The following is a 23,129-nucleotide window of genomic DNA, read 5'->3' as shown; positions in this document are numbered from 1 at the left end:
TTTATGTTTAACCCTCAAAAGCTTCTTTTAAAACCGATTGCATTAGCATATTGGCGTGTTCTTCACTTTGGGTTATTTCTTCCTCCAACGCATTACATTTTTGCATTAAAGTTTCTACTTTTTCTACTATTGCTTTTTGTTCTTCAAATGGTGGAAGAGGGAAAAGTAAATTTGTAATGTGTTCCGTTTTTAAATTTGGTTGTTGCCCTTTTGAATCAAACTCATCTTTATATCCTTTTAGAACAAAGTTTGTGCGAAGATATTTATAGATGTACTTATTTTTTACAAACAAACCTTTAATCACAGCAACACGCTGATTAAGAAGGGATTCATTATATTCTTTTGGGCATAAGCTAACCTTTAAACCATCTGCAATGTATGGACGAGTAAGTGCAATTACTATATCATTTTCATAAACCAAATAAGCTGAATACTTTTCTTTAAAATTTAATGGTAAAGTATCATCTGTAGGAATAACTTCTCCAACACCAGCATTCGTTATTTTTATGCACTTAATTCCTTTGTTTTTCTGAAAATCAGAGCTTTCAAATCCTTTTCCATTCAAGTATAATGACACTGAACCCAACCTACACCAACTCCAACTTTCAGGAATATCAAAAGGAATTTCATCTTCTGTGATTGGTGGCAAAGGTTTTTCCTTTCTAATTTTCTTATCCTTTATTAACTGTTCTTTTTCAGCTTTTATGCGTTCTAATAATTTGCTTGCGGGTTCTGTGTTTGGGTTTTGCTCTCGCCATTCTTGTGTCAGTTTACCTTGTATGGCTTCTTGTAAAATAGCTTGTTTAAGTTGGGAAATGAGTTGTTTTTGGGTTTGGATTTCGGAGTCAAGAATATTCCCTTTTATTGAAGCCTCTTTATACTTTTTCACCATTTCAGATTGAACTGACTTGTTTGGTAAATAAATTTTGTGACCTAAAAAAATCTTTTCATTTAAATATTTCCTATGAGTTGTACCTGTACTCGATTCTTTACAAATCTGCATAAAATCAAAAGAATGAGTAAAATAGAAGAACCACTCTATGTCTACCATATCTGTATTTACCTCATAGGTCCAAAAGTTTCCAGTAATTATAGCTCCATCTAAATCTTCTGGAATAATCCCAAATGCTCCATATCTCGCATCAATTTTAGACAAGATAAAATCTCCTCCTTTGATTTTAAATTGTTTCTTCGTTCCTATAGTAGAACCTAAAGCCTTATTTCGAAGCTTAACTCCTTGATGATTGGTTTTAATGGTTACTCTTTTGTATTCTATATCATCTTGAATTTCAACCGAGTCTTTAACTCGATTTAAGAAACTACCTATTGTATTCATTTCCATAATTAATCCAATAGATTTTTTAATTCATCAATAATGGAATGGCTTCTTTTAAAAGAATTATTAAGCTGTTCCATAATTTCAGGGGAAGATTTTAATATTTCTTCCTCTTCTTGAACAGGATTTTTAATATCTAAATCCCAATCTTTTAAATCATTAATATTTACTTTCCATGCTTGGTCGTTTTCTTCTCTATTATCCCACCATTCTATTAAAGGCTTAAACTCATTAAACTGTATGGGTTTGGTTTTGGAATAGCTTTTTTGTCCTTCGGGTAATTTATGTTCGTAGTACCAAATATCTTTAGTCTTGTTTCCTTTTTCAAAGAATAGTAAATTGGTACTTACTGTTGCAGGGAAAAACGTAGTTTGTGGTAAACGCACAATGGTGTGCAAATTGGTATCGGTCAACAACTTCTCACGTATTCTTGCTTTTACGCCATCTCCAGTAATAGAACCGTCGGGCAGTACAATGGCACAACGCCCCTTAGGTTTTAAGAGTTTCAACATTAAAATTACAAATAAATCGGCAGATTCTTTACATCTATAGGTTCCTGGGAAGTTTGTTTCTACACCATCTGCTATACGAGCTCCAAAAGGTGGGTTTGCTAAAATAACATCAACTTGATCTTTACGCCCAATGCTGTTGTATTCTTTTTTTAAACTATCAATATACTGATAGTCTGGAACATCTATTTCGTGTAAAATTAAGTTGGTTAAGCCTAAAACATACGCCACAGGTTTTAACTCCCAACCTGTGATGCTTTTTTGCAATTGGTGTTCATCATTAACGGTATTTACATATTTTTCTCTAATGTGATCAATAGCCGCGGTTAAAAATCCTCCTGTTCCTGCTGCTGGGTCAAGTACTTTTTCGCCCAATTCTGGGTCTGTCATTTGAGTCATTAATTGCGTTACAGCTCTGGGTGTGTAATACTCACCTTTGTTACCGGCATCACGCAATTCTTGTAAAATGCTTTCGTAAATGTTTCCAAAGATGTGTTTGTCATCAGAGTTATTAAAATCAACCTCATTGAGTTTGTTGATAACTTTACGCATTTCGTAACCGCTTTTCATATAGTTGTTAGAGCCATCAAAAACCTCTTTGACTATGGCAGCACGCTTTGGGTTATTAACGCTTGTTAAATTTCGTAAAGTAGCAAATAGACCTCTGTTGCTTTGTGCGTTACTATCAATAAACTCTAATAAATCTTCACCCGTGATTCCTTCTGGGTTGCTTGCCCACGTTCTCCATTGGAATTTTTCAGGAATAACAGATTGATAATTATCTTTTAAGATTTCTAATTCTTGATCTTTATCATCAATAATTTTTAAAAAGAGCATCCAACCTAATTGCTCCAATCGTTGTGCATCACCAGAAATCCCTCTGTCTTGACGCATTATATTTCTTATGCTGCTGACTACTGCTGCTACGTTTGCCATTTTTTAATTGTTTTTCACAAAATACTCAATATATTCAGGAAGCTTAGTTCCTAAATAATAAGGTAAATTCATGAGTTTGTAAGGTTTATTTTTATTTGGAGTTTGATGTTCTTCTATGCTGAATTCGCCTGCATAGATACGAACTGCATAATGATGACTGGTTCGTTCTATAAATTCATGTAAAGATTTTAAAGAACCTGTTGCTCCTGATTTAATTTCAATAGGCATGATTTTATCTAGGTATTGAATTACCAGATCGACCTCTGAGGAAGCATGCGATTTCTCTCTCACCCAAAAATTAGGTTTATGGTTATTAATGGTGTTTAGCGATATCACTTCTTGTGTGATCATGTGCGGAATGATAGCTCCTTTATAGGCGTTACTTAGATCGTTAAGTGCTAATAAATCGGCTTGTATTTTTAAATCGTGATTAATGAGACCTGTATCTAAAAACTGTAAGCGTGGTGATTTTTTAATATCTGGCATTATAGGTGTTTCCAAACTCGTTGTTGGATAGATGAGTTGAATAATTTTTGCAGCATCTAAATTTCTAAAGGCTTCACCTACTTCTCGTGAACGGTAATTAGAGCTTCCGAAGTTTTGGAATTTTATGCGTTGATCAACATATAAATGTGCCACATCCATGATGTGCTTAATCACCTTGCGTTCTGTTTCATTCGAAGTATATTTCTCGACATCATTTTTATAGGTTGCCCAAATGCTTTCATACACTTTTGGCAGATCAGCAATGCTATTATTAGCAATATATGTTTGTACAATTTCAGGCATTCCTCCTATAATAGTGTAAGTATTAAACAAATCTATTAAAGTTTTATGCGCAAAATTTTTGACAGGAATTTGATTTAATTGTTCATAAGCTTGCTGCTTACCAATGGCTGATAAAAACTCAGAAAAATTCAGAGGGTATAAATACAAGTATTCAATACGACCTACAGGAAAGCTCTTTACATGCTGCATTGCAAATTCTAATAGCGATCCAGCAGCTATTACATGCAATTCTGGTAATTCTTCGTAAAAATAACGCAGTAATTGAATAGCTTTTGGTGACTCTTGAATTTCGTCTATAAATAGTAATGTATCACCTATAGCATCACTTGAAATATTATATTCGAAAAACAAGGCATCTTTAATGGTACTTACATCTTCATAATCTTCAAAAAACCGAAGATCTTTAGATTTTTCAAGATTTAATAAAATACTGTGTTTGTAATTTTTAGAAAAATCTTTAATCAAGGTCGTTTTACCAACTTGCCTAGCACCTCTTAATACTAAAGGTTTTCGGCGACTGGCTTTTTTCCAATTTATCAGATATGTATTTATGTGTCTTTTAAAGTTCAATGCTATTGTTTTTATAAACCAAGGGGGTAAATGTAGTCATTATTGTAACAAAACAAGGGGTGTTTTAAGTAATATTTGTTACAAAATAGGGGGTGTTTTACGTTTATTATGTCTTAAAACAGGGGTTGAATTGTTGATTATGCCTTTAAACTATATAGTTCAGACTCTAATTCTTTCAATGCTTTTAAATATTCTGATTTACCTCCAAAAGATTTTATGAGTTCCATTGCTGTTCCTAATTTATTTAAAGGATCTAATTTTAGAACCTCTGTACTTTCAATGGTCAATAAGCCATCTTCTGCGTATTTATTAAGTAAACTATTTAAGACAGTTTGAGCTTTCTCATTGTATTTTGTAAAATAATCTCTTTTCTTCACGTTTTTAGCACGTTCTTTTCTTGTCAGTGGTTTTGCATCAAAAGCAATATGACAGATTAAATCAAAAGGGTCAAATTCTTTACCAACCTCATCTTTTAAGGCTTCAAAGAAAACACCTTGTTCTTCTAGCTCTTTTATGATGATTTCTTTTTTTTCTGTACTATTCCAAGTGCTCAAGAACTTTTCTAGACTTTGGTATTGTTTTGTAATGCTATTTTTTGTGTAATCCTTTAAACTTTCAGTGATAATTTTCCCATCATTTCCTAAATATTGCACACGTTCATTTACAATTTTAACGCGAACGCCATCTACTCGAACTTTTGTTCTCGGCTCTTCAACAATGTCACCACCGCCTTCTACTTCTGGATATTCAGGAAAATCAATTTCTTCACCATCTATAATATCTGTGATCGTTTCATCTAAAGTTTCATCTTCTGCATCAGATAAATCGTCATCTTGCTCAACTTGTTTTACCATAACCGGATCGCCATCAAAATCAGGATCAGCAAATAAGTTTGTTACGTTTCTAAAATCCATGATAGTAAAGTATGTTTTGCCATACTCTTCGTTTATTCTCGTTCCGCGACCAATAATCTGTTTAAACTCAGTCATAGATCCAATATTACTATCTAAAACAATGAGTTTACAGGTTTGCGCATCCACACCTGTTGTCATTAATTTTGAAGTGGTCGTAATCACTGGATAAGGTTCACTCGGGTTAATAAAGCTATCCAACTCACGTTTTCCTTCTTCATTATCGCCTGTAATTTGCATCACGTATTTATTGTTTTGTGCAAACAAATCAGCATTAGCGTTTGCTAGGGCTGTACGCATTCCTTCTGCGTGCTCTATATCAATACAGAAAATAATTGTTTTCGCAAATCTGTCATAACCTTTTAGGAATTCGGTTATTTTTTCAGCAACTAATTTTCTACGTTCATCAACAACTATATTTTTATCAAAGTCAGTTCTATTATAGATTCTGTCTTCAACTGGGTTTCCATTTTTATCTGTAAATCCTTGTGGTGGTCGCCAACCTTCAGCATCAATATCTAAGGTTACTTTTACAACTTTGTAAGGTGCTAGGAAGCCATCATCAATTCCTTGTTTTAGGGAGTAGGTGTAGATAGGTTCTCCGAAATAATCAATATTAGAAGCTTCTGTTGTTTCTTTTGGTGTTGCTGTTAAGCCAACGTGAGTTGCTTTATCAAAATAGGCTAAAATCTCTCGCCATTTACTGTCTTCTTTTACACTTCCTCTGTGGCACTCGTCAATAATGACCAAATCAAAAAAGTCGGGACTAAATTTTTTATAGGCATCTTCAGATTTATTATCAGATAAGCCTTGATATAATGCTAAATAAACATTGTAGGCTGTATCGATTTGTTTTTTCTTTATGATTGTTAGGGCATCTTTAAAATGTCTAAAATCACCACGAGCTGTTTGATCGATTAGCGCTGTTCTGTCTGCTAAGAATAGGATTCTTTTTTTTGCTCCACTTTTCCAAAGTCTATATATGATTTGAAAAGCTGTGTAGGTTTTTCCTGTCCCTGTTGCCATTACTAAAAGAATACGATCTAAACCTTTTGCTACGGATTCAATTGTTCGGTTTACCGCAATTTGCTGATAGTATCTGGGGCTACGGCCGGAGCCATCTTGAAAATAATCTTGTTTTGCGATTTCTTCAACTTCTTCAGTTTCAATTCCTTTATATTTTTTGTATTTCTGCCAAAGAACATCAGGGTTTGGGAATTGATCTAAGGTCAGTTCTTTTTCAATTTCTCCATCTGTTGCTGTTTTATCGTGAAAGTAAAATCCATCTCCATTACTACTAAATACGCAAGGGATGTCAAGGATATTAGCATAATCAAGGGCTTGCTGAATACCACTTTTCACTGTGTGCTTGTTGTCTTTTGCTTCAATTATAGCAATTGGAACATTGGGTTTATAGAAAAGTATATAATCAGCAAATTTACGTTTTCCTCTTGCGGTCATTTTCCCTCTCACGTGAATTCTCCCATCAGTGAAGAAAACTTCTCTTCCTATTTGAGTTTGCTCATCCCAACCTGATTTTAAAATTGCAGGTGTAATGAATTTCGCTTTTATATCAGATTCAGATAAGTTTTTTTTATTCATTAGTTTTCATTTTAATCAAGCTTTGGCTAAGATAGGGTTTTGTTTTAGGTTTTGGGGCTTGAGGGTTGAGGTTTGGAATTTGTGAAGGTAATTAATTTTAATCCATTTTTGAGTTATAAATACTCTTTGCTACTTTTCTTCATCTTGCTTTAATTTTTGTATTCTAAATCAGTAATGAGTTAATTTTTAATGATGCTTATTTCTTCCATCCATAAACAAACTGACAATAAGCCCAATGCCAACAACTACATCTACAATGCTCCATATTTCTCTTCCTAGTGCTATTTTAAAAAATGGTTGAAAAAGAAGAGCTAGAGCACCGTAAACAATTATTTCAGTATTGCTGTTCTGTTCATCTTGTAAGCTTCTCTCAAATTAGGACAAATTGACGTCATATTCAATGATTTTTTATTTGTTTTCTGTGGTAAAAATAGAGACCTCCGGTAATAATGATAGGAGTGAGCACAACAATAAAACTAAAGCCTCCTTTTTGTTTTTTAAAAGAATCATAATCACTTATTAAACCTTGTTTATTATAAAGATCAGATACAATAGAAAAGTAATACTCAAAAGTGGTATTATAAAATAGCGCTACAAGAATAAAAAGTGCAATTAGGCCATAAAGATAAAAAAGCAATAAATGATTTAATTTTTTTTTTATCTGAATATCCTTTATAATTCTGGCAGAATCATTTTCGCTAGTTTGTGGGTTATCTTTATTTTTAACTTCCCTCTGTGATTGATTATCAAATTTAAAATTTAACTCTTCAATGTTTATAGCCAAACGCCATTTCTCTAATCCTTTGTACCAAATTAAGCTGTCTGGCTTTAAGTCTTTATCACATAATTCTTTTAGATTTAGTGGTCCAAATTTTTCTTCTCCATCAGAATAATAATACTTCTTCATGATTACTATATTTTAAACTATTTAGGACACAAAATAATATACCCCCAAGCCGTGTTTTCATCAGTGCCTGTAACTCTTACAGTAACAAAGTTCTCTTTGTTTGGTTTGTACTCAAACGATAGCTTTCCTTGACCTCCAGATTTCAAAGCATCACCAACAAACCCATTTTCATTTCCATTGATTTCGAAGGTTGAGGTTAAAACATTTCCCTCATAAAAAACCTCAAGTTTATCTGGAATGTTTTGCATTTCATATTGGACTATTACCTTACCTGGATTAGCCCCCATATTGTGTTGAGTTTTTGTTACACCATACCCCCCACTTTTTGTTTCTTCATTACAATCAACAATTCGTATTTCAGTTTCGTTTTGGTCAGTTGCTTGCTCTTCTGTTTTAATTTCGTTTTGGCCAGTTGCTTGCTTTTCTGTTTTAGTATCATTTTTACAAAAACAATTTCCAAAAAAGCAACACCAAAGCAGCACCAATAGCACTGATATAATCAACCACCATATCCAGGGGAATTTGGGTTTGGTTTGAATGTAATGTGTTTCGTTATCGGTTTGAACATGAATACTGTTTTCCCAAATTTCTCTATACCTCTTAAAAGAATAATCGATTTGATTTCCTTTGAGTTTATTGACTACAACTTCTCCTTGTTGATTAGTAGTGAAAGTCTCTTTAGCTTCTTTCTTGTCATAATTTAATTCTACTTCTAAGTCTTTCAGCGGTTTATTGAAGTTATTTAAAAAAACAAGTTTTAAATGTTTTTGTGTGTTTTCTTTTATTTTGTTTTCTGTAGGTTGACTCTGTTCTTTTTCTTCATTCAGTTCGATTAAAAACGTGGTATCTTTTACAGGAAGACTTTCCCTTAGTACTATCTCTTTTTTAGAGTCTTTAACTATAAAATCGCTTTCTGCTATAGGATGTTTTAAGGTGAAACGGCCTAATTTTTTAGTGTTAAAATACTCGTTACTCAACTCAATAGTGTCAACATAGAAATCTTTATGTTGTATGCCTTGTTCTGTCTCTGATTTGACCACAACCGTTATTTCTACATATTCTTTTTTTTCAATTAAGTATTCAGGGCTGCCATCGCATACAAATTTTCTAAGAAAATGTTCTTCACCATTCTCATTAACTTCATAAACCTCAAATTCTTCACCTCTGATCATCGTACCAAAACGCGCATAACCATTTGTATCAGTTAAATCTTTTCGATTCTCGGAGGTAGTAACTACATTCAGGGAGTGACCCGATATCGGTTCTTTATCTTCATTTTGAAGATGTATCAAAATAGATTGATCCGGTACGGGAAATATGGTTTTTATCAGACCTTCTCTGCGGTCAAACTTATCATTCAAGAACCCCCAATTTACAATAACAATATAGCCTTCGCTTTCATTTACTAAAATAGAATTCCAGTCTGGGATTTCCATGACCTTTTTGGTAAAGTCTTTAGGTATATTTTTAAATCGTTGGATGCGTTGCTCAAATAGTTTAAAGAAGTTTTCGATTATACTTCCTATTTCAAGGCGCTTACTCTCTTCAAGTTCTGATAATTTAATTAAATCTAAGTTTGTTTCAGATTTCCAAATCACCGTAGCTTTTGTTTTTCTAACAATAGGTTGAGCAAGCTCCACATTATAGAGTTTGGAAGAGTTACTGTTTTTTAAAACTTTATAATACTGCTCGTTATCCGCTTCGCTATTGAAAACAGATTTAATTTCGTTTAAGTATGAAGTATGAACAGTTTTCATAAACTCTTTGAAATTAAATCATTTACATTAAAAGGTATGTTCTGATCATTTTGCTTCGAAAACAATGCAATCACTTCTTTAGGAGATAAATCTGGGTGGGCAGATAAGACAAGTCCAACACATCCGGCAACTATTGGAGAGGCCATAGATGTGCCATCTAAATAATCCATTTGGTTATTGGGTAGTGTGCTATAAATATCTGTTCCTGGGGCATACACATTAACTGCATCCCCTTTGTCTGAAAAATATGCTCTCTCGTCATTTTCATTAGTTGCTCCAACTATAATTGTTTTTTCTGACCTCTTCATTGGATCTACGGAAGCAATCACTCCGTCATTTCCAGCAGCTTGAACTATTATAGCATTTTCTTTTTGTACAATTTCAAACACTTCATCCCAAAGTTCTTGCTCTTCATGAAATGAAAATTTTTCTATTAATTTCTGATCATGAAGACTAAGGTTTCTAGCCTGTGGGCCGATGCTCATTGCAATTGAAATGTTTATAACTTTAGCATCATTTTTCAAGGCATAAAAAATACCATCTAATAAAGAGGATGTCGTGATAATACCAGATTCATTGGATATTTGTACCGGTATGATTTTACATTCTGGCGCTACTCCGGCAATTCCAAAATTGTTATTAGCTTCAGCAACAATAATCCCTGCTACATGCGTACCATGAAACTGTGTTTCTGGCCTTGCATAAACATTGTTAGAATAGTCAAAAACATTCCAAGGCGTAACATAACTGTTCTTAAGTTCAATATGTTTTAAGTCAAAACCATCATCTAAAACCGCAATTTTAATATTTGGATCTCCTTTTGTTTTTTGCCAAGCATCAAAAACTCCAATTTTTTTATAAAACCAAGTGTTTTTAACCGAATTAAAACCTGGGTCACTTGTATTTTGCTGTTTTTTAAAAACCCATTCATTAGTGACAAATTTGACTGCACTTGTATCGGCTTTCGCTATGTTTTTTATAAATTCTTTACGTTTTTCATTAACTGAAAATTGAATACGTTTATATGCCTCTGCATAATAATTAACAACAATCGTATCGTTTGGTAATTTTTTTTGGAAATCACTTACAAACTCATCAATATCAGTATTCTCTTTTAAATAAATATTAATTAAATCGTTTACTGCATACCGACCTAAGGGATCATTTTTTATACGTTTAATCTTTGTCGTATCTATAGAATGTACACGTACTGACTGATTAGGCATTTGTCTTTCATTAGTACAGCATTTAAAAAACAAACAAAGTAAAAGTAGAACAAGTAAGCCTGAGCTTAGCCACTTGTACCAACCAAAATGATAAACACGCTTTTTGACTATGTGATTAATTTTCTTCACTCGATTTCTATATCATTTTCTAAAGTGACTAAGATGTCATTTAAAAGTTTATTATGGTCTGTGTTAATAGTTTCTTTTATCCCATATTCAAACTTGACGTTTTCTTCAAAAATATGTTTACAGCCAATACGCCATTCTTTAAAATATATCCCTTTACTTTCCTTAGGTTTATAGTTTAGATTCTTTATATTAAATACTTTACCATAATCTGAGAAAATATTTTGCCCAGTCTTATTTAACGGCTTATCTTCTTCTTCACTGAGGGACCAGCCTGCAGAAAAGATGAAGTTGTTTAATAAAGTTGAAGAACAGTTGGCTATTAATTCGATATCCTCCATAGAAATAGCCCCAGTCTGTATATCACTTATGATATTTAACAAGTGGGTTTTTAGTTGAAGTCTTTCCCTGCTTTTGAGTATCTCATTAACCAATGCTCTCAAAGATTCTTGCTGTTTATCATTAAGCTGATCAGAAACATCATCACTTAAGCTAAGGCTGATCATTTTGTCCACCCAATAGCCAATGATGCGCTCTGCTAAACTTGAATTATTACTTTTATCATTTTTATTGGCAATTAATTGACCTATCTTATTAATATCAAAGTCAAATTGATCTAAAATCAAAGTTCTTATTTCATCATCACTTAAGCCTTCATACAAATCCCTAAGCCCTTCCATTATTTCAGACTGCTTTGTCTCAGAAGTTATTTCTATCCCTAAATCCTTAAAACTTTGCTGTAAGTCAATATTACTTTCACTATCCAATGGTTCATTGGTATTAAAAATACTATCATAAACGATATTCCAAACTTCGGTGTCTGTCATCAACATTTTGTTTAGAATTTGGCTTAAGGCATGATCTGAACGATTTGCTATTGCCACCATGCTCGTAAAAACTCGTAAAGATTCCTTTTTTGCTTTTTTTAAATCATCGTCTATATTACCAGATACTTTATAGGGTTTAAGAATACTTGTAAGTTCTCGATTAATTTTATTGAGTTCAAAATTAAAGCGTGTTCTTGTCACTTCTGGGTGTGCTGAGCTTTTTAGATGTTTCGACAAGTAGCTCACACCTGTGCCGTTTGGATTGCTCAACTCGTCCCATACCTTTTTTGGCTTTAAGATATGATCTTGCACAAGTTCTGACCCCCGAAATGAAATCCCTATGGCATTCATTGCTTCTTTTCGCTCTGGTCTGATGCGCGTTTCTGTTTTCTCTATTTCATAGCCTTCAAAAGTTGCTTGTGAATACATAGGGTCGCGGACAGGAAAAACAAACTTAAATGTTTGCTGTTGTTTAGTCCAATTCTTAATCCATTTATCATCTACAGGCCTACTCATAAACTCTACAAAATTTTCATGAAATCTTGCTAACCATTTGGAATCATGCGTTTCAATACTAGCCTCTTTACCTGGTATTACTTTATTGAGTTCTTGGTTAAACTTTGTAAAAACAACTAACAACGGTGAAACCTGATTTACGTTTAAATGATTTTTCTGAAGTATCCCAAGTGTCTTTGACAACCTATTTGAACGATCTTCTATATTTTCGCCAACATATTTTTTAACCCATTTATGAAGCCTATTTGGTGCTTCTTTTTCTTCAGGAGGATTATCATCCATACAATAGAGTAGGGTTGCAACTCCAAGATTGTTGGTATAAGCATCAAAAAGATAAGAAACTTTACCCCTAATTAATAGCTGTAATTTTTCATCGGTTGAATTTGAGTTAAAAACTTTTAAGGGTATTTTTTCTCTTGATTTACTCCCTGGAAAGTCCAAAACATCAGAAGTATTCATAAAAGTTCGCTCCTCATCATTTTCAAAAGTGTTTGCTAATTCTAATTGGACCTCTTTAGCGAGAACACTGACAATTGAACGATTTATCGAAACTAATTTATTGTCTTTTGTAAGCACCTCAATATTTTCAGAATTGGGTATATTTTCAAATAATTCACGAATGCGTGCAACATCGAGAATAGTAGTCTTGTTTGGTGCCAACGCAGCTAAATTAACGTTTACCTCTTTGCTAAACGCCAACTCTGCCAAGCCTTCTGAAAGCATTTTAAAAAGCTCCGTTATGAATTTATTATTCCCCCAAAACACTTGCAAAACTTCCCATCTATCACTGTACTTAATTTTACCTAATAAATCAATTAGCTCTTTAAAGTAACCTATTTTTTTTAACTCTCGGATTAAAAAAGTATCGCTGAAATTCTTATAAATATAGTTGACAAAGTAGTGTATATCATATTCGTCTAAATCGTCTTGATATTCATTTGTAGATATCTTTTGTAGGAGTTGTTTGGAGTCGTTAAAGGAAAAGTCGTCTAAAATATTATCGTAATCTTTTAGATCAGACCAAAATGAGTTTAATAGGATAGCAGCAATATCCAATTGACCAAATAGCTGTACGGAAAAAGGATGAGATTTTGGATTAGCAGTTTCTTTTGTTGTGAACCGAGTTACTAATCCTGTTGATTCTTTGCCGCCATCAGGATTCATCTCTGTCAAAAAATTTACTCCTGGTTTATTATCATCAACCTTAATTTTCAAAAACTTTTCATCAGTGGGCTTCGTTAAGTTTTGAACTAAATATGACTTACCAACTTGGCTTTGTCCAAAAACTGCAATGGATGGTCGCTCTTGAACCGCTCTATCTATTGTTGTTAATGATCGACTAACAGATTTAAGGGCTTTTCCAACACTCGTTTTGGTAATTTCATCATCTTGATCATTTGCCCAATCAAAAGCTCTTTCCAGATTATCGGCAATCTTTCCTGTTCTCTCCTTTATATCTTCCATCTTATTGTCTTTATTCAATCCGTGTTATAAATGAACCGCTATCTTTCCAATGAAGTCGTAATGCGCTCGAAGTACGTAACCTAAAATCAAAATTATAAGCATCAATCGGCACTCCTTGATTATCTTGAACTTCAATATTATCTTTAGATAAAAACTCTCCCTCACTTACAGGTTTATGAATTTTAATGTGATAAGGAAATTCATAATCCCGATTCATTCTTGCTTTTCTATTATCATCAATATAATCAAACATATAAAGTGGCGTGGCTGTCCAATCTTGGGACTCTAATTGTTTCATCCCAATAGAAATTGGTTCTCCGTAAAATTTAAATTTGTCTTCGCTCTTGTTTGGGCTTAATAACAAATCTCTATCTTTAATACGTAAATTGGACTTTGAATGATCTATAACCCCAAAATAATTTGCTGTGCTTGCCACCTTTTGCATATGAGCAAAATCAAAACGAAGACTAGGCAATTTTCCATTTTCATTGAGGTAAGCAATTAACGAGCCTACACAAACAGTAGATTTTGGATCGTCTACATAACCTGTTGAATCAGCAAATGGATACCAATTACCAAACCTGTAATTGCCTAAATTCACAACCTTATTCATCCCAAAATTTAAACTTGAGGTTATTATCTCAGTAATAACGGGTAATCGGCTTGGACGACCAGATAATAGAATAATATCACAATCAAAGAATGAAATGAGGTAACTGAGTTGATTTAATATATCCCCCATTACATCTTTTATACCGTCATTCATATTTTTATCATCAATGAGCAGCTCAAGTTCAAGAATATTGTATGTATTAACTCCTGTTTTCCTATTTATGTTTTTATTGATAAAATCAATTAGTCCACTCTTTGGCCAACCAAAACGCTCAAAGACTTCTTTAATCGTAAAAGAATAACTATTTTTAGTTGGGTTGGTCAAATGTTCGAAAACCATATAGGCTACAGATGTGCCCACTAAATTAGCGAATTGCTTTCTATAAATTTTATTTTTAGCTGTTTGTCCGCCTAAATTCTGTCCAAAGAGCTCATTGAGAACGGCAACAACATTTTTGCCTCCCTTTTTCTCTACATCTTCGTGAATAGTAGGGATCAGTAATTTTTCAATGATGCGTTTTACGATATCGTCACCAGCTAAATTAAAGCCTTCCCAAAAAATTGGCTTTGGAGTTATAAAAGGAACGTCAGCCTCTTTATCAAAGCTATAGTTGCAGATCATAAAATCAGTTGTACCGCCACCAATATCAATACTTGCCATATTAATAGATTTAGTGGTAGAATTATTCCGATACTTCCCGTTTAAATCAAAAAACAAATGTTGATTAGCGCTGTATTTATGAACCAACTCGCCATATAAAAAGGCAATTTGCGAACAAGTAGCTTCATCATATTTCCAAGGGTTTTCATCTTGTCGTGTTGGGTCTAAATTTGGCAATGAAGGATGAACCTCTACTTTAATTTTCTGAAAATCAACCTTTTCCCCAATTGTTTGTTTTAAAAGCTTGGTGGCATCAACCACCGCTTTACGCAATGCATACTGCTCCTGTACAGTCATGGCTGTTGGACAAGTAATCACCACATCTTTTAAGATTCTGCGGTAAGTTGAATTGCCCAAGTCTTTTCTAAACTCATGGTTATTTATCTGGCTTACAACATGTAAAAGTATCTCATAGATGGAGAGCATCATAATTGATGATCTTGAAAACCTACTTTCTGTAGCACCCATGACGTGATCTTTTTCACTCTCTTTAATATATTTACCGTCCGATGTTATTTGGGGAGCAATACCGTATAAAGCATTCTCTTTAATTTTAACTTTATCGTGATACCCTAATCTTCCATCAGTATCGACCTTTATCCAAGGAACTTTAACAGGTTTTTTATCCCATAAATAGCGTTTAGGACTGCTAAGTGTTGCTTGAGAGTCTTCACTTTCAAATAAAGAAGTGAGATCTACGGCTTCAGGTCCAACCCTTACTAAACTTGGCCAATCAAAAACATCATCATATTCCTCACTGGCTGGGTTACCAAATTTTTCTTCAGAAAAAGCCACTTGCATCTCAAAAGGTTCTTCGTAAACTATATGTGGTTTGCTAAGGTTTCTGATTTGTAATTTTCTAGCTGAGGTAAAATCAAAAGGAGAAGCACGAAAAGGGCTTGATTTTTCACAAATAAGCCCGCATGTTCGAGAGTTGCCAATATCTAAAGTCATTCCCACTTCTATGCTATTTTCTCCACTCAACAAGCCTATTTCGGGTAATGCCTCGACTTCATCAAGTAATTTTATAAGTGTGTGATATATGGCTACATGTTTTAGCTCACGCTCGTTTCTACCTGCATAATCTTCATCAACCCAAAATATATTATACAGCCACTCCCACAAATTGTGGTTTTTGAAAAAAGAAGGTGCGTGTTTTGACTCTGGAACGCATTTAAAACGTTCGCTTCCGTTATCATTGGCGTCGGTCTCGCGAGGCTGTGAATAGTATTCATCATGATCATTCGTATTTGTATCGAATGCTAAGGTCAGTATATGAGTGGTGTTTTTATCCTCATCTATTTTTGGTTGCAAATTCATTCTGCACCAGTTTTCAGGCCCGTGGTGAAAAGGTTGTTGTACATCCTGACGAATTCTAAAATAAGGTAAGGGTATCCAGTGTTCCTGACACACCTTCAAAGCCTCCTTTGCGCCAATAGAATATATATTCTCCTCCTCTATGATTTCTACATAATCGCGCCTGATTTCCTTAGGATTTAAGTGGCCAAATCTGCCAAAGGCTTCAGCGTTTATGCTGTCTTGAGCTATAAAAATCTCTCTATCCTCCCAGTAATAAACTTCTTTTAACTCATAAATATCCCCTTCTTCAGTTTCTTTAATCAACTTATCGAAAAAGCTTTTCTTAACCTTGTTAACAATAGCATCAGTAAGGTTGATTGGGATACTGACATATTGAATACCAGAATTTATTATAAGGTCTGTAATCATAATAGTTATTTTACAATTGGGATGGTAAGTTTGGTTTTTTTATTCTCTAAAAGGTCTATCTTACTTTTATCTTTTTTCGGAAGATTGTAGAGCATCCATCTAAAATGCATAAACAAAATGGGATCTATTTTAGATATTTTACTATTACCACTGTTATCTTCCTTTCTTTCAATATTATTTTCTGTATAAATATTATTATCGAGTTCTAGATATTTAAGTAAGATCGCATTGAAATCATTTGTACCGAAATCATGTTCCTCTTCTTCAAACTCTAAACTTTTAATCAAAAATTCGTCGCTAAATAGTTTATCTTCCCTTCCAAATTTTTTATAGATTTTCTTAATCTCTATAACTCTATGTAGGCCTTTGTCAATATCATTTTTATCACCTGCATCCAACACTTCTCTGAAGTTCCATTTTCTATTAAAAAAGTGTTTAGCGGTTTTAGAATCAGTTGAATCTTCCTTTTTTAATAACTTAGAGATAGTGCTATCAATTTTCTTCTTGTGTTCTTCTTTTTTATCGTGAGGAAGATCTTTAAATTCATCAGCCGTGTATTCTTTTGGTAAATCAATAGTGTTAATCTCTGAAGGTGGTTGGCTCTCCTCAACAATGTCTTCAGTAGTATCATTAGGAGAAAAAAGATCGTAGCCCCTAAAGCCCAGATCCAAGACTAATAACAAAATAACCGCCCATAAAATAAATTTTCTTCGCTTTAGCTTCTTTTTATCTTCACTAAGATCTCCTTGAAGTTTTTGGTTTTGTTGAGACAACTCTTTTTTCTCCTTTTGTATAGGCGATAGTATTTCACTCTCATACTGATCTCTTTCATTTTTGAAATCTGGCGAGTTCAAAAAAGCTTTGAAATGATCTGACTTGGTTTTTTTCAAGTTACCTATTTCACTTTTTAAGTTTGATTCTTTTTCTTTAGATTTTTCATTTTTTATCTTTATCTCCTCTAAATTTTTTTCTTCTTTTTGAATGTCATTTTGAATCTTGGCAAGCTTTCGCTCTCGATCACTTATTTCGTTCTCTTTTTCTTTTTTATCTTTTTCTAATTTTTCAAGCGATTCTTTTTTTTCTTTATCTAAGGTTATAAACTTTTTTTCTTTATCTGAAATATTTTTTTCCAACAACTTAATTTCCTCTTTTTTCGATTTGATATAGTGCGAAAAATCCAGCAAGTGATAAGTATTGTAAATATATTTTTTTGGAACGATTTTTTCTAAAAGATTTACATCTTGGGATATATAAGCTGTAGTTGCACTGCGAAAACTTGTGTTATACATAAAGCCTTGTATCGCCGTCATTAAACCTTCAAAAAAACTTCCTTGGATGTTGATACCAATATTAAATTCCTTCCTATTACTGTATTTTTTTGGATAACTCTCATAAAAATATCCTTTTGCATTCGGGTCAGGAAGACTTAATGCATCACAGTTTATTTTACTTTCTTTAAATTTTTTCGATTCAGGATCAATTAAACTTAAAGCTTGATGATGGAGCTTCTCCAGTGTCTTGATTAATTTTGGGGTTGGCCTCCCCACAAATGCGACACCAGCCCCCACATAAGCTCCAGCCCTATCATTGGTAGAGTTTGCAAAGTCATTTACAAAAACACTGATAACCTCAACACCTTGGGAGTCTTTATAGCGTTTTAAAACCGCGATTTTTTGTCCTTTGTCTAATAATACTGAATTAGGCAAATTCAAATAAGTTTCATTATTTAATTTAAGATCATTAAATAAGCCATTACTGCAATGATTATGAACTGCAGGCCTCCCAAAAACACTAAATCCAACTCTTGTCATTTATATTTAAAATTTAAATCTTTTTAAAAAGCCTCTTCTTTTTTTATTTTCACCTACTATAGCACTTCCCGTTTGTTTTTTATAGAACCAATTAAACACTTTCTCAGCGTGTTCAGGACTATATTTTTTAATTTCATCATTATCTTCATTAACTTTTCCAATAGAAAACTTAGAATAACTTATATCCCTGGCTTGTTGATTTAATTTACCCCATATAGGCGGATATTCAGATTTAATATATTCTTCTACATCATTATAGTTATCCTCTATTGTGTCCCATTTTGTAACTAGAAAAAGTAATGGTGTCTCCGTATGATCATTTTTATCCAATAAATCAATAAAGGCACTAAATATACTTAACTGTTCACTTTTTTCATAGATATCAGAATTAGGATCCAAAACATACACAAAGCAAATATTGCTCTTTGGCATCTGTTCAATATAAACCCTTATACTATCTGGCAAGGACTCTTCAGACTCATAATCAACACTATGGAGATCCTCCCCTGCCATATCCATTAAACAGAACTGAAAATTGTTTAATTCCTTGTTTGCGGGTTCAAAATGCGCGTTAATATGCCTGGGGAATGGATTACTCACTTGTACTTGTGCAGTTCCTCTGGGGAATTTATTATCAAATAATGTCGTTTTAAGCTCTTTCCATAATTTATTACCTTCTCTTTCGTGTTTTTTAGAAGGATCATTTAAATTTTTGAGCGTGTCACCATAATTAACTGATCTGGTACTATCTAAATAATACAAAATTGAACTTATGAGAACAGTTTTCCCTGAACTTCCAGGACCGAAAATGAACAGATAAGAAGACTCATCATTATACTCTAAGGTGTATTCTATTTTGTTAACATTTATATCAGGAGGGGCTTCACCGTCGTCTTGATTAGTTGTCGTATCGTCTATTTGATTGTTTTCCAACTCAGGAAGGTCAGGTGGTTCAGGAGAGGAGTCTGGTTTCGTCTCAAATGAAGGAGGCATTTCAATTACCTCTTGATCATCGTTTAAGTTCTCGGGAAGCGGCGGTAGGTCAATAGGCTCTTCTTCCCCAGTATTGTCACTCTTGTTATTAAAGGGGTTTTCATCTACTTTATGAGTCTCATCATTTTTTTCTGGTGAGTTTGGAATAGGTTTATTTTCTCCTTTCTTCTTTTTCATAATTAAATTTTTTGCGGACCATTACTGTTTAATCTGCCACCTTTACGATTAGCTTTTTTATAAGGTATAAACACGACAATATAGAGTAAAGCAGCCAAATCAATAATTAAACTTAAGAACAAACTAAAAATCGTTGCTGAAGGATTTTCTAGTTTCACAAAAGCTGAGTTGATTGTATGTTTTATTGTCCCTATCTCATTTTCAGAACTCGGCAGCAATTTAGGATAACCAAATAAATCTTCCTTATCTAAGAAAGACTTTGCCTTTGATCTGATCTGATTTTCTGCTTCTACCATTTTATCCAATAAGGCTGAGCTATAAATAGGTTTGGACAGGCTGCTTAAAGAATCTATTTCCTTTATCACAGGGCTATATTTTGAATCTATATAATCCAACGGTGTTTTAATCGTGTTTTTCTTAGATGCTAACAAACTATTAAATGTGTTCTGAGAAAACACCTCGGCATTAGCAAAATAATTATTTTTATTTCTTCCTTGATCACTTACTTTAATTGCTCCACCTTCTTGCTGTAAAAAAACACAAAGCGCCCTCCATTTAGCTTGGGATTTAGGACCCCATGAAGGTGGTTTTGCGTCATAGAATTCTGTTTTAAGATCAGTCCACTTTGCCTCGTACCCCTGTTTAAAGGAGTTTAAGCCAATAGATGATTCAATTTCTTGTACAGCAATGTCCCTGGTTTGCGTAAGTGTAGATTTATACTTACTTACTTCATTCCGTAGTAAACTCGTCTCCATTTGGTTAGAATAAAAGGCGTTAAAATTACCAAAAAAACTAATTCCTAAGGGTATAATATACATAATTACCATAAGAAAGTGTCTTTCATTATTGAGTCGGTTTTGCCTGATGCCAAAATTCATGGCAGCAAACAAAACACCACTGATCAGTGCTATAATAAGCGCCAACAATGAACTTCCTACAACTTTATCATACCCTATATAAGTTTGATAGGCACTAAAAGGAATGACTAAAACATTTAACGCTATAAAAAATAGTAATTCAATTATACTACCTTTTGAAGAGCTGGGTTTTGATTGGTTTGAAGTCGATTTGAGATCTACTGCCATTGTGTTTTCTTTAAATTTTATGAATTTTTGTTATTTTACCATTACGGTCAAAAGTGAATCTTATTTTGCTCACTGTACTTAAATGCTTTTGATTTCTGATATTGAAATACGAAAATTCAGTTGTGAGATTAAAGTTTAAACTATCAATCTTATTGATTTTTAAAATATTATTGGTCGAATTTTTAGTAAAACTCCAAATATATCTGTATCTCTTACTAAGGCTATAAAAGCTAGGGTTTGACATATCGTAATAGGTTTCAATATTTGGAGCAAAAAAATCTTTTATCTTTTCGAAATCTCTTTCGTCTTCAGCCTCCAAAAATTTCACAATAGTTTCTCTGTTACTTGCGCCAACATAGAGTGACTTTATTCTCATAACTCTTTGAGAAGGACCTGTTGCTGAAACATCACTTAGTCCAATTAATTTCCCTTGTAAATTCATTATGGGAGAGCCAGGCATAACTTCTACTCTTTTATCATTAATTTCTAAGAAAGAATCGTGTACATTCTCTACCCTAACATCCTTCACAAAAACAGAGTTATATTTTGGGGTTTCTGAGTTCTCTTTTTTCATAGTAAAGATATGAACTAAGTCTTTTTCGTTTATTGTTGAGCTAGCATTTTCTTTTAAATATATGTTTTCCACATCATTAAGAAGAGTAGGTTTATTAGGCCTTAAAAAAAACATTCCAGTATATTTCTGTTTGATATCTGGTTCGTCTGAAGGAACAAATTCCAGTGAAGACAAAGATTGAAAATCACCCCCACTTACTCTTGAGACGCTTATATCATAATTCACGGCACCAATAGTAAAACTTTTTTTCTTTATATTATTTATCTTTTCCTCAATCAACTTTATGCTATCCAAATTTGCATGATATTTCTCATTTATCATATCCAGCTTCTTGAAAGTTAAATCAAATGGATCTTTTTCAAGTCTTGACAGCTCACTCTTCAAACTATTTATACTTCGTCTATATTTTAATACCGAATCATTAATCCGTTCATCAATTTTTTCTTTAATTATCGGTGATTTATTTTGTAGTTCAATTAAACTTTTGTGTGTAACAATTCTACCGTTTTTAGAAATAAAAAAACCTACACCAACCTTTTTATTGGTGTTTTCTATTGCGTTCTGGACATTATCGTGAATTTTGATATTATTTCTATCAATTGTAACATACTGTTTCCTATCATTATTATAGGTTACAGTATAGTAATAACCATTTTCTATTAAAACGAGATTTGAATAGAAATCATTATAAATTTCTGTAGGTCTACTATCATTCTGACATGATGATAATAATGCAAAAAACAGTAAGTAAATAATATTTTTCATAGTCAATTTTAATGAGCCTTATAACATTTTTTTTATCCACAATTCTTACTAAAATTAGACTTAATAGAAATTACAGTTTTTTGAATATTTCCTCTCATATCTTTACACACTATCAAGATCTCAATCTTGGTCAACTTTTATAGGTTTAAAATTCAGCTTAAACCATTTCTTAATAATGGCTTTTGTCATGATTTTTATATCCGTCTTGAGAATTTAAAAAACCATTAAATTACCCTAGAAAAAAATCTCTGTTAATTTCATACAATTGGATCAGTGCTCTTTACAATCTAAGCTTTTGCATCGTAAAAAAAATCATACTATCTGCCTAAAAATCTATTATACAGAACCAAAATTTAAATTCGAAATATATTAAGAAAATCTTAAAATACAAAATACTTATTGAGGTATTATAGTATATGAAGTTACTAACTTAGCCCGCATTTAAAGTTAAGAAATATGAATTCTTCTTTACTGAAATTTTCAATACCAGTGAAGCTACGAATTTTGATGAAAATCACTATCGACGCAGTTTACGGTTGTTAATATCTACTCTCTTTTTTACTAATCAATTTTTAAATTCCGTTTTCTATAGAGTAAATTAATTTATAAACATTTTTTAGCGTCATCATCTCTTTCCATTCTAATGACTTTTGTTAAAGAAAACCTACTACTTTTAAGACTATAAATACGTGTATAGCCAATACAAATTCCGCTAGAGTTATAAAGTATTAATCCTTTTCTCTCTTTATCCAATTTTGTCATAAAATCAATTTCACTAAAATGGCATCGTTTCTATATAAATTCTATTTGTCGTTTCTTTGACAATTAGTGTAAGTCTTGGATATTTATGCATTTGATCATAAGAACAATAAATTTGACGACCATCTTTCTCTAACCAATCAGCATCTTCAATTCTTAAATTCAAACCACCAATTGTGTTTTCTTGTGAGTCTTTAATCATCCTTTTAAAGAATCTGTAAAATCGCATTTTATTCGGCATATTCGTCTCTACTAAATCAGATTGAAGAAAATCAATAAACAATTCAGCATCTCCATTTAAACAGGCTTCTAAGAGAGCAGTTTTGATATTCGATACAGTCATATATTTTAAATTTAAATATACATGATTCATAGTTTCAGGGGCATTTGTTCCTGATGCTTCTGATAACTAATTTCCGATATGTTTATTAATATTCAGTTCGTCAAGACAATCACAATCCTTTTCTTGTCCGTAAAATGAGATGGCT

At 32.8% G+C, this 23,129-nt stretch carries 14 protein-coding genes and 1 pseudogene; all 15 read right to left on the bottom strand.

Going from position 1 to position 23,129, the window contains the following annotated elements:
- Window positions 1–7 precede the first annotated feature (7 nt).
- The 15 genes and pseudogenes from CAP47_RS07140 to CAP47_RS07075 all read right to left on the bottom strand — a co-directional run bounded on the left by CAP47_RS07140 (window position 8) and on the right by CAP47_RS07075 (window position 22,984).
- Complete coding sequence (locus CAP47_RS07140) at window positions 8–1,342, bottom strand: restriction endonuclease subunit S (protein ID WP_100776001.1); 1,335 nt, start codon at window positions 1,340–1,342, stop codon at window positions 8–10.
- Between the two features lie 2 nt (window positions 1,343–1,344).
- A complete protein-coding gene (locus CAP47_RS07135; RefSeq protein ID WP_100776000.1) occupies window positions 1,345–2,781 on the bottom strand; it encodes an N-6 DNA methylase in 1,437 nt (478 codons plus the stop codon).
- Between the two features lie 3 nt (window positions 2,782–2,784).
- The gene (locus CAP47_RS07130; RefSeq protein WP_100775999.1) at window positions 2,785–4,140 is read right to left on the bottom strand and encodes an ATP-binding protein; all 1,356 of its coding nucleotides are present in this window, start codon (window positions 4,138–4,140) and stop codon (window positions 2,785–2,787) included.
- 137 nt (window positions 4,141–4,277) lie between these two features.
- On the bottom strand, window positions 4,278–6,653 hold the full coding sequence (hsdR, locus tag CAP47_RS07125) for an EcoAI/FtnUII family type I restriction enzme subunit R (protein ID WP_100775998.1): 2,376 nt from the start codon (window positions 6,651–6,653) through the stop codon (window positions 4,278–4,280).
- A gap of 186 nt (window positions 6,654–6,839) precedes the next feature.
- Window positions 6,840–6,995, bottom strand: a pseudogene (locus CAP47_RS12560) (DUF6804 family protein); the annotation flags it as partial.
- A gap of 55 nt (window positions 6,996–7,050) precedes the next feature.
- Window positions 7,051–7,560 carry a DUF4339 domain-containing protein gene (locus CAP47_RS07120; RefSeq protein ID WP_100775997.1) on the bottom strand — a complete coding sequence of 170 codons (510 nt, stop codon included), beginning with the start codon at window positions 7,558–7,560 and terminating at the stop codon, window positions 7,051–7,053.
- Window positions 7,561–7,577: 17 nt separating this feature from the next.
- A complete protein-coding gene (locus CAP47_RS07115) occupies window positions 7,578–9,317 on the bottom strand; it encodes a hypothetical protein (RefSeq protein WP_100775996.1) in 1,740 nt (579 codons plus the stop codon).
- Complete coding sequence (locus tag CAP47_RS07110; protein ID WP_153043504.1) at window positions 9,314–10,672, bottom strand: S8 family peptidase; 1,359 nt, start codon at window positions 10,670–10,672, stop codon at window positions 9,314–9,316. Before CAP47_RS07110 ends, CAP47_RS07115 begins: the two co-directional genes overlap by 4 nt.
- Window positions 10,669–13,476, bottom strand: coding sequence for a virulence factor SrfC family protein (locus CAP47_RS07105; protein WP_100775994.1), 2,808 nt, complete (start codon window positions 13,474–13,476; stop codon window positions 10,669–10,671). Before CAP47_RS07105 ends, CAP47_RS07110 begins: the two co-directional genes overlap by 4 nt.
- A gap of 10 nt (window positions 13,477–13,486) precedes the next feature.
- Window positions 13,487–16,477: a virulence factor SrfB gene (locus tag CAP47_RS07100; protein WP_100775993.1), complete on the bottom strand. Its 2,991-nt coding sequence runs from the start codon at window positions 16,475–16,477 to the stop codon at window positions 13,487–13,489.
- Window positions 16,478–16,482: 5 nt separating this feature from the next.
- Window positions 16,483–18,288, bottom strand: a complete 1,806-nt coding sequence (locus CAP47_RS07095) for a hypothetical protein (protein WP_100775992.1) — start codon at window positions 18,286–18,288, stop codon at window positions 16,483–16,485.
- A gap of 6 nt (window positions 18,289–18,294) precedes the next feature.
- Window positions 18,295–19,458 (bottom strand): hypothetical protein, encoded by a 1,164-nt coding sequence (locus CAP47_RS07090; RefSeq protein WP_100775991.1) that lies wholly within the window; start codon window positions 19,456–19,458, stop codon window positions 18,295–18,297.
- Between the two features lie 2 nt (window positions 19,459–19,460).
- Window positions 19,461–20,543 (bottom strand): hypothetical protein, encoded by a 1,083-nt coding sequence (locus CAP47_RS07085; protein WP_100775990.1) that lies wholly within the window; start codon window positions 20,541–20,543, stop codon window positions 19,461–19,463.
- A gap of 10 nt (window positions 20,544–20,553) precedes the next feature.
- On the bottom strand, window positions 20,554–21,882 hold the full coding sequence (locus CAP47_RS07080) for a hypothetical protein (protein WP_100775989.1): 1,329 nt from the start codon (window positions 21,880–21,882) through the stop codon (window positions 20,554–20,556).
- 775 nt (window positions 21,883–22,657) lie between these two features.
- On the bottom strand, window positions 22,658–22,984 hold the full coding sequence (locus tag CAP47_RS07075) for a hypothetical protein (protein WP_100775988.1): 327 nt from the start codon (window positions 22,982–22,984) through the stop codon (window positions 22,658–22,660).
- Between the last annotated feature and the right edge of the window lie 145 nt (window positions 22,985–23,129).

It is taken from the genome of Psychroflexus sp. S27 (genome assembly GCF_002810405.1).
Lineage (GTDB): Bacteria > Bacteroidota > Bacteroidia > Flavobacteriales > Flavobacteriaceae > Psychroflexus > Psychroflexus halocasei_A.
This window is presented reverse-complemented; position numbering and strand designations above follow the sequence as displayed.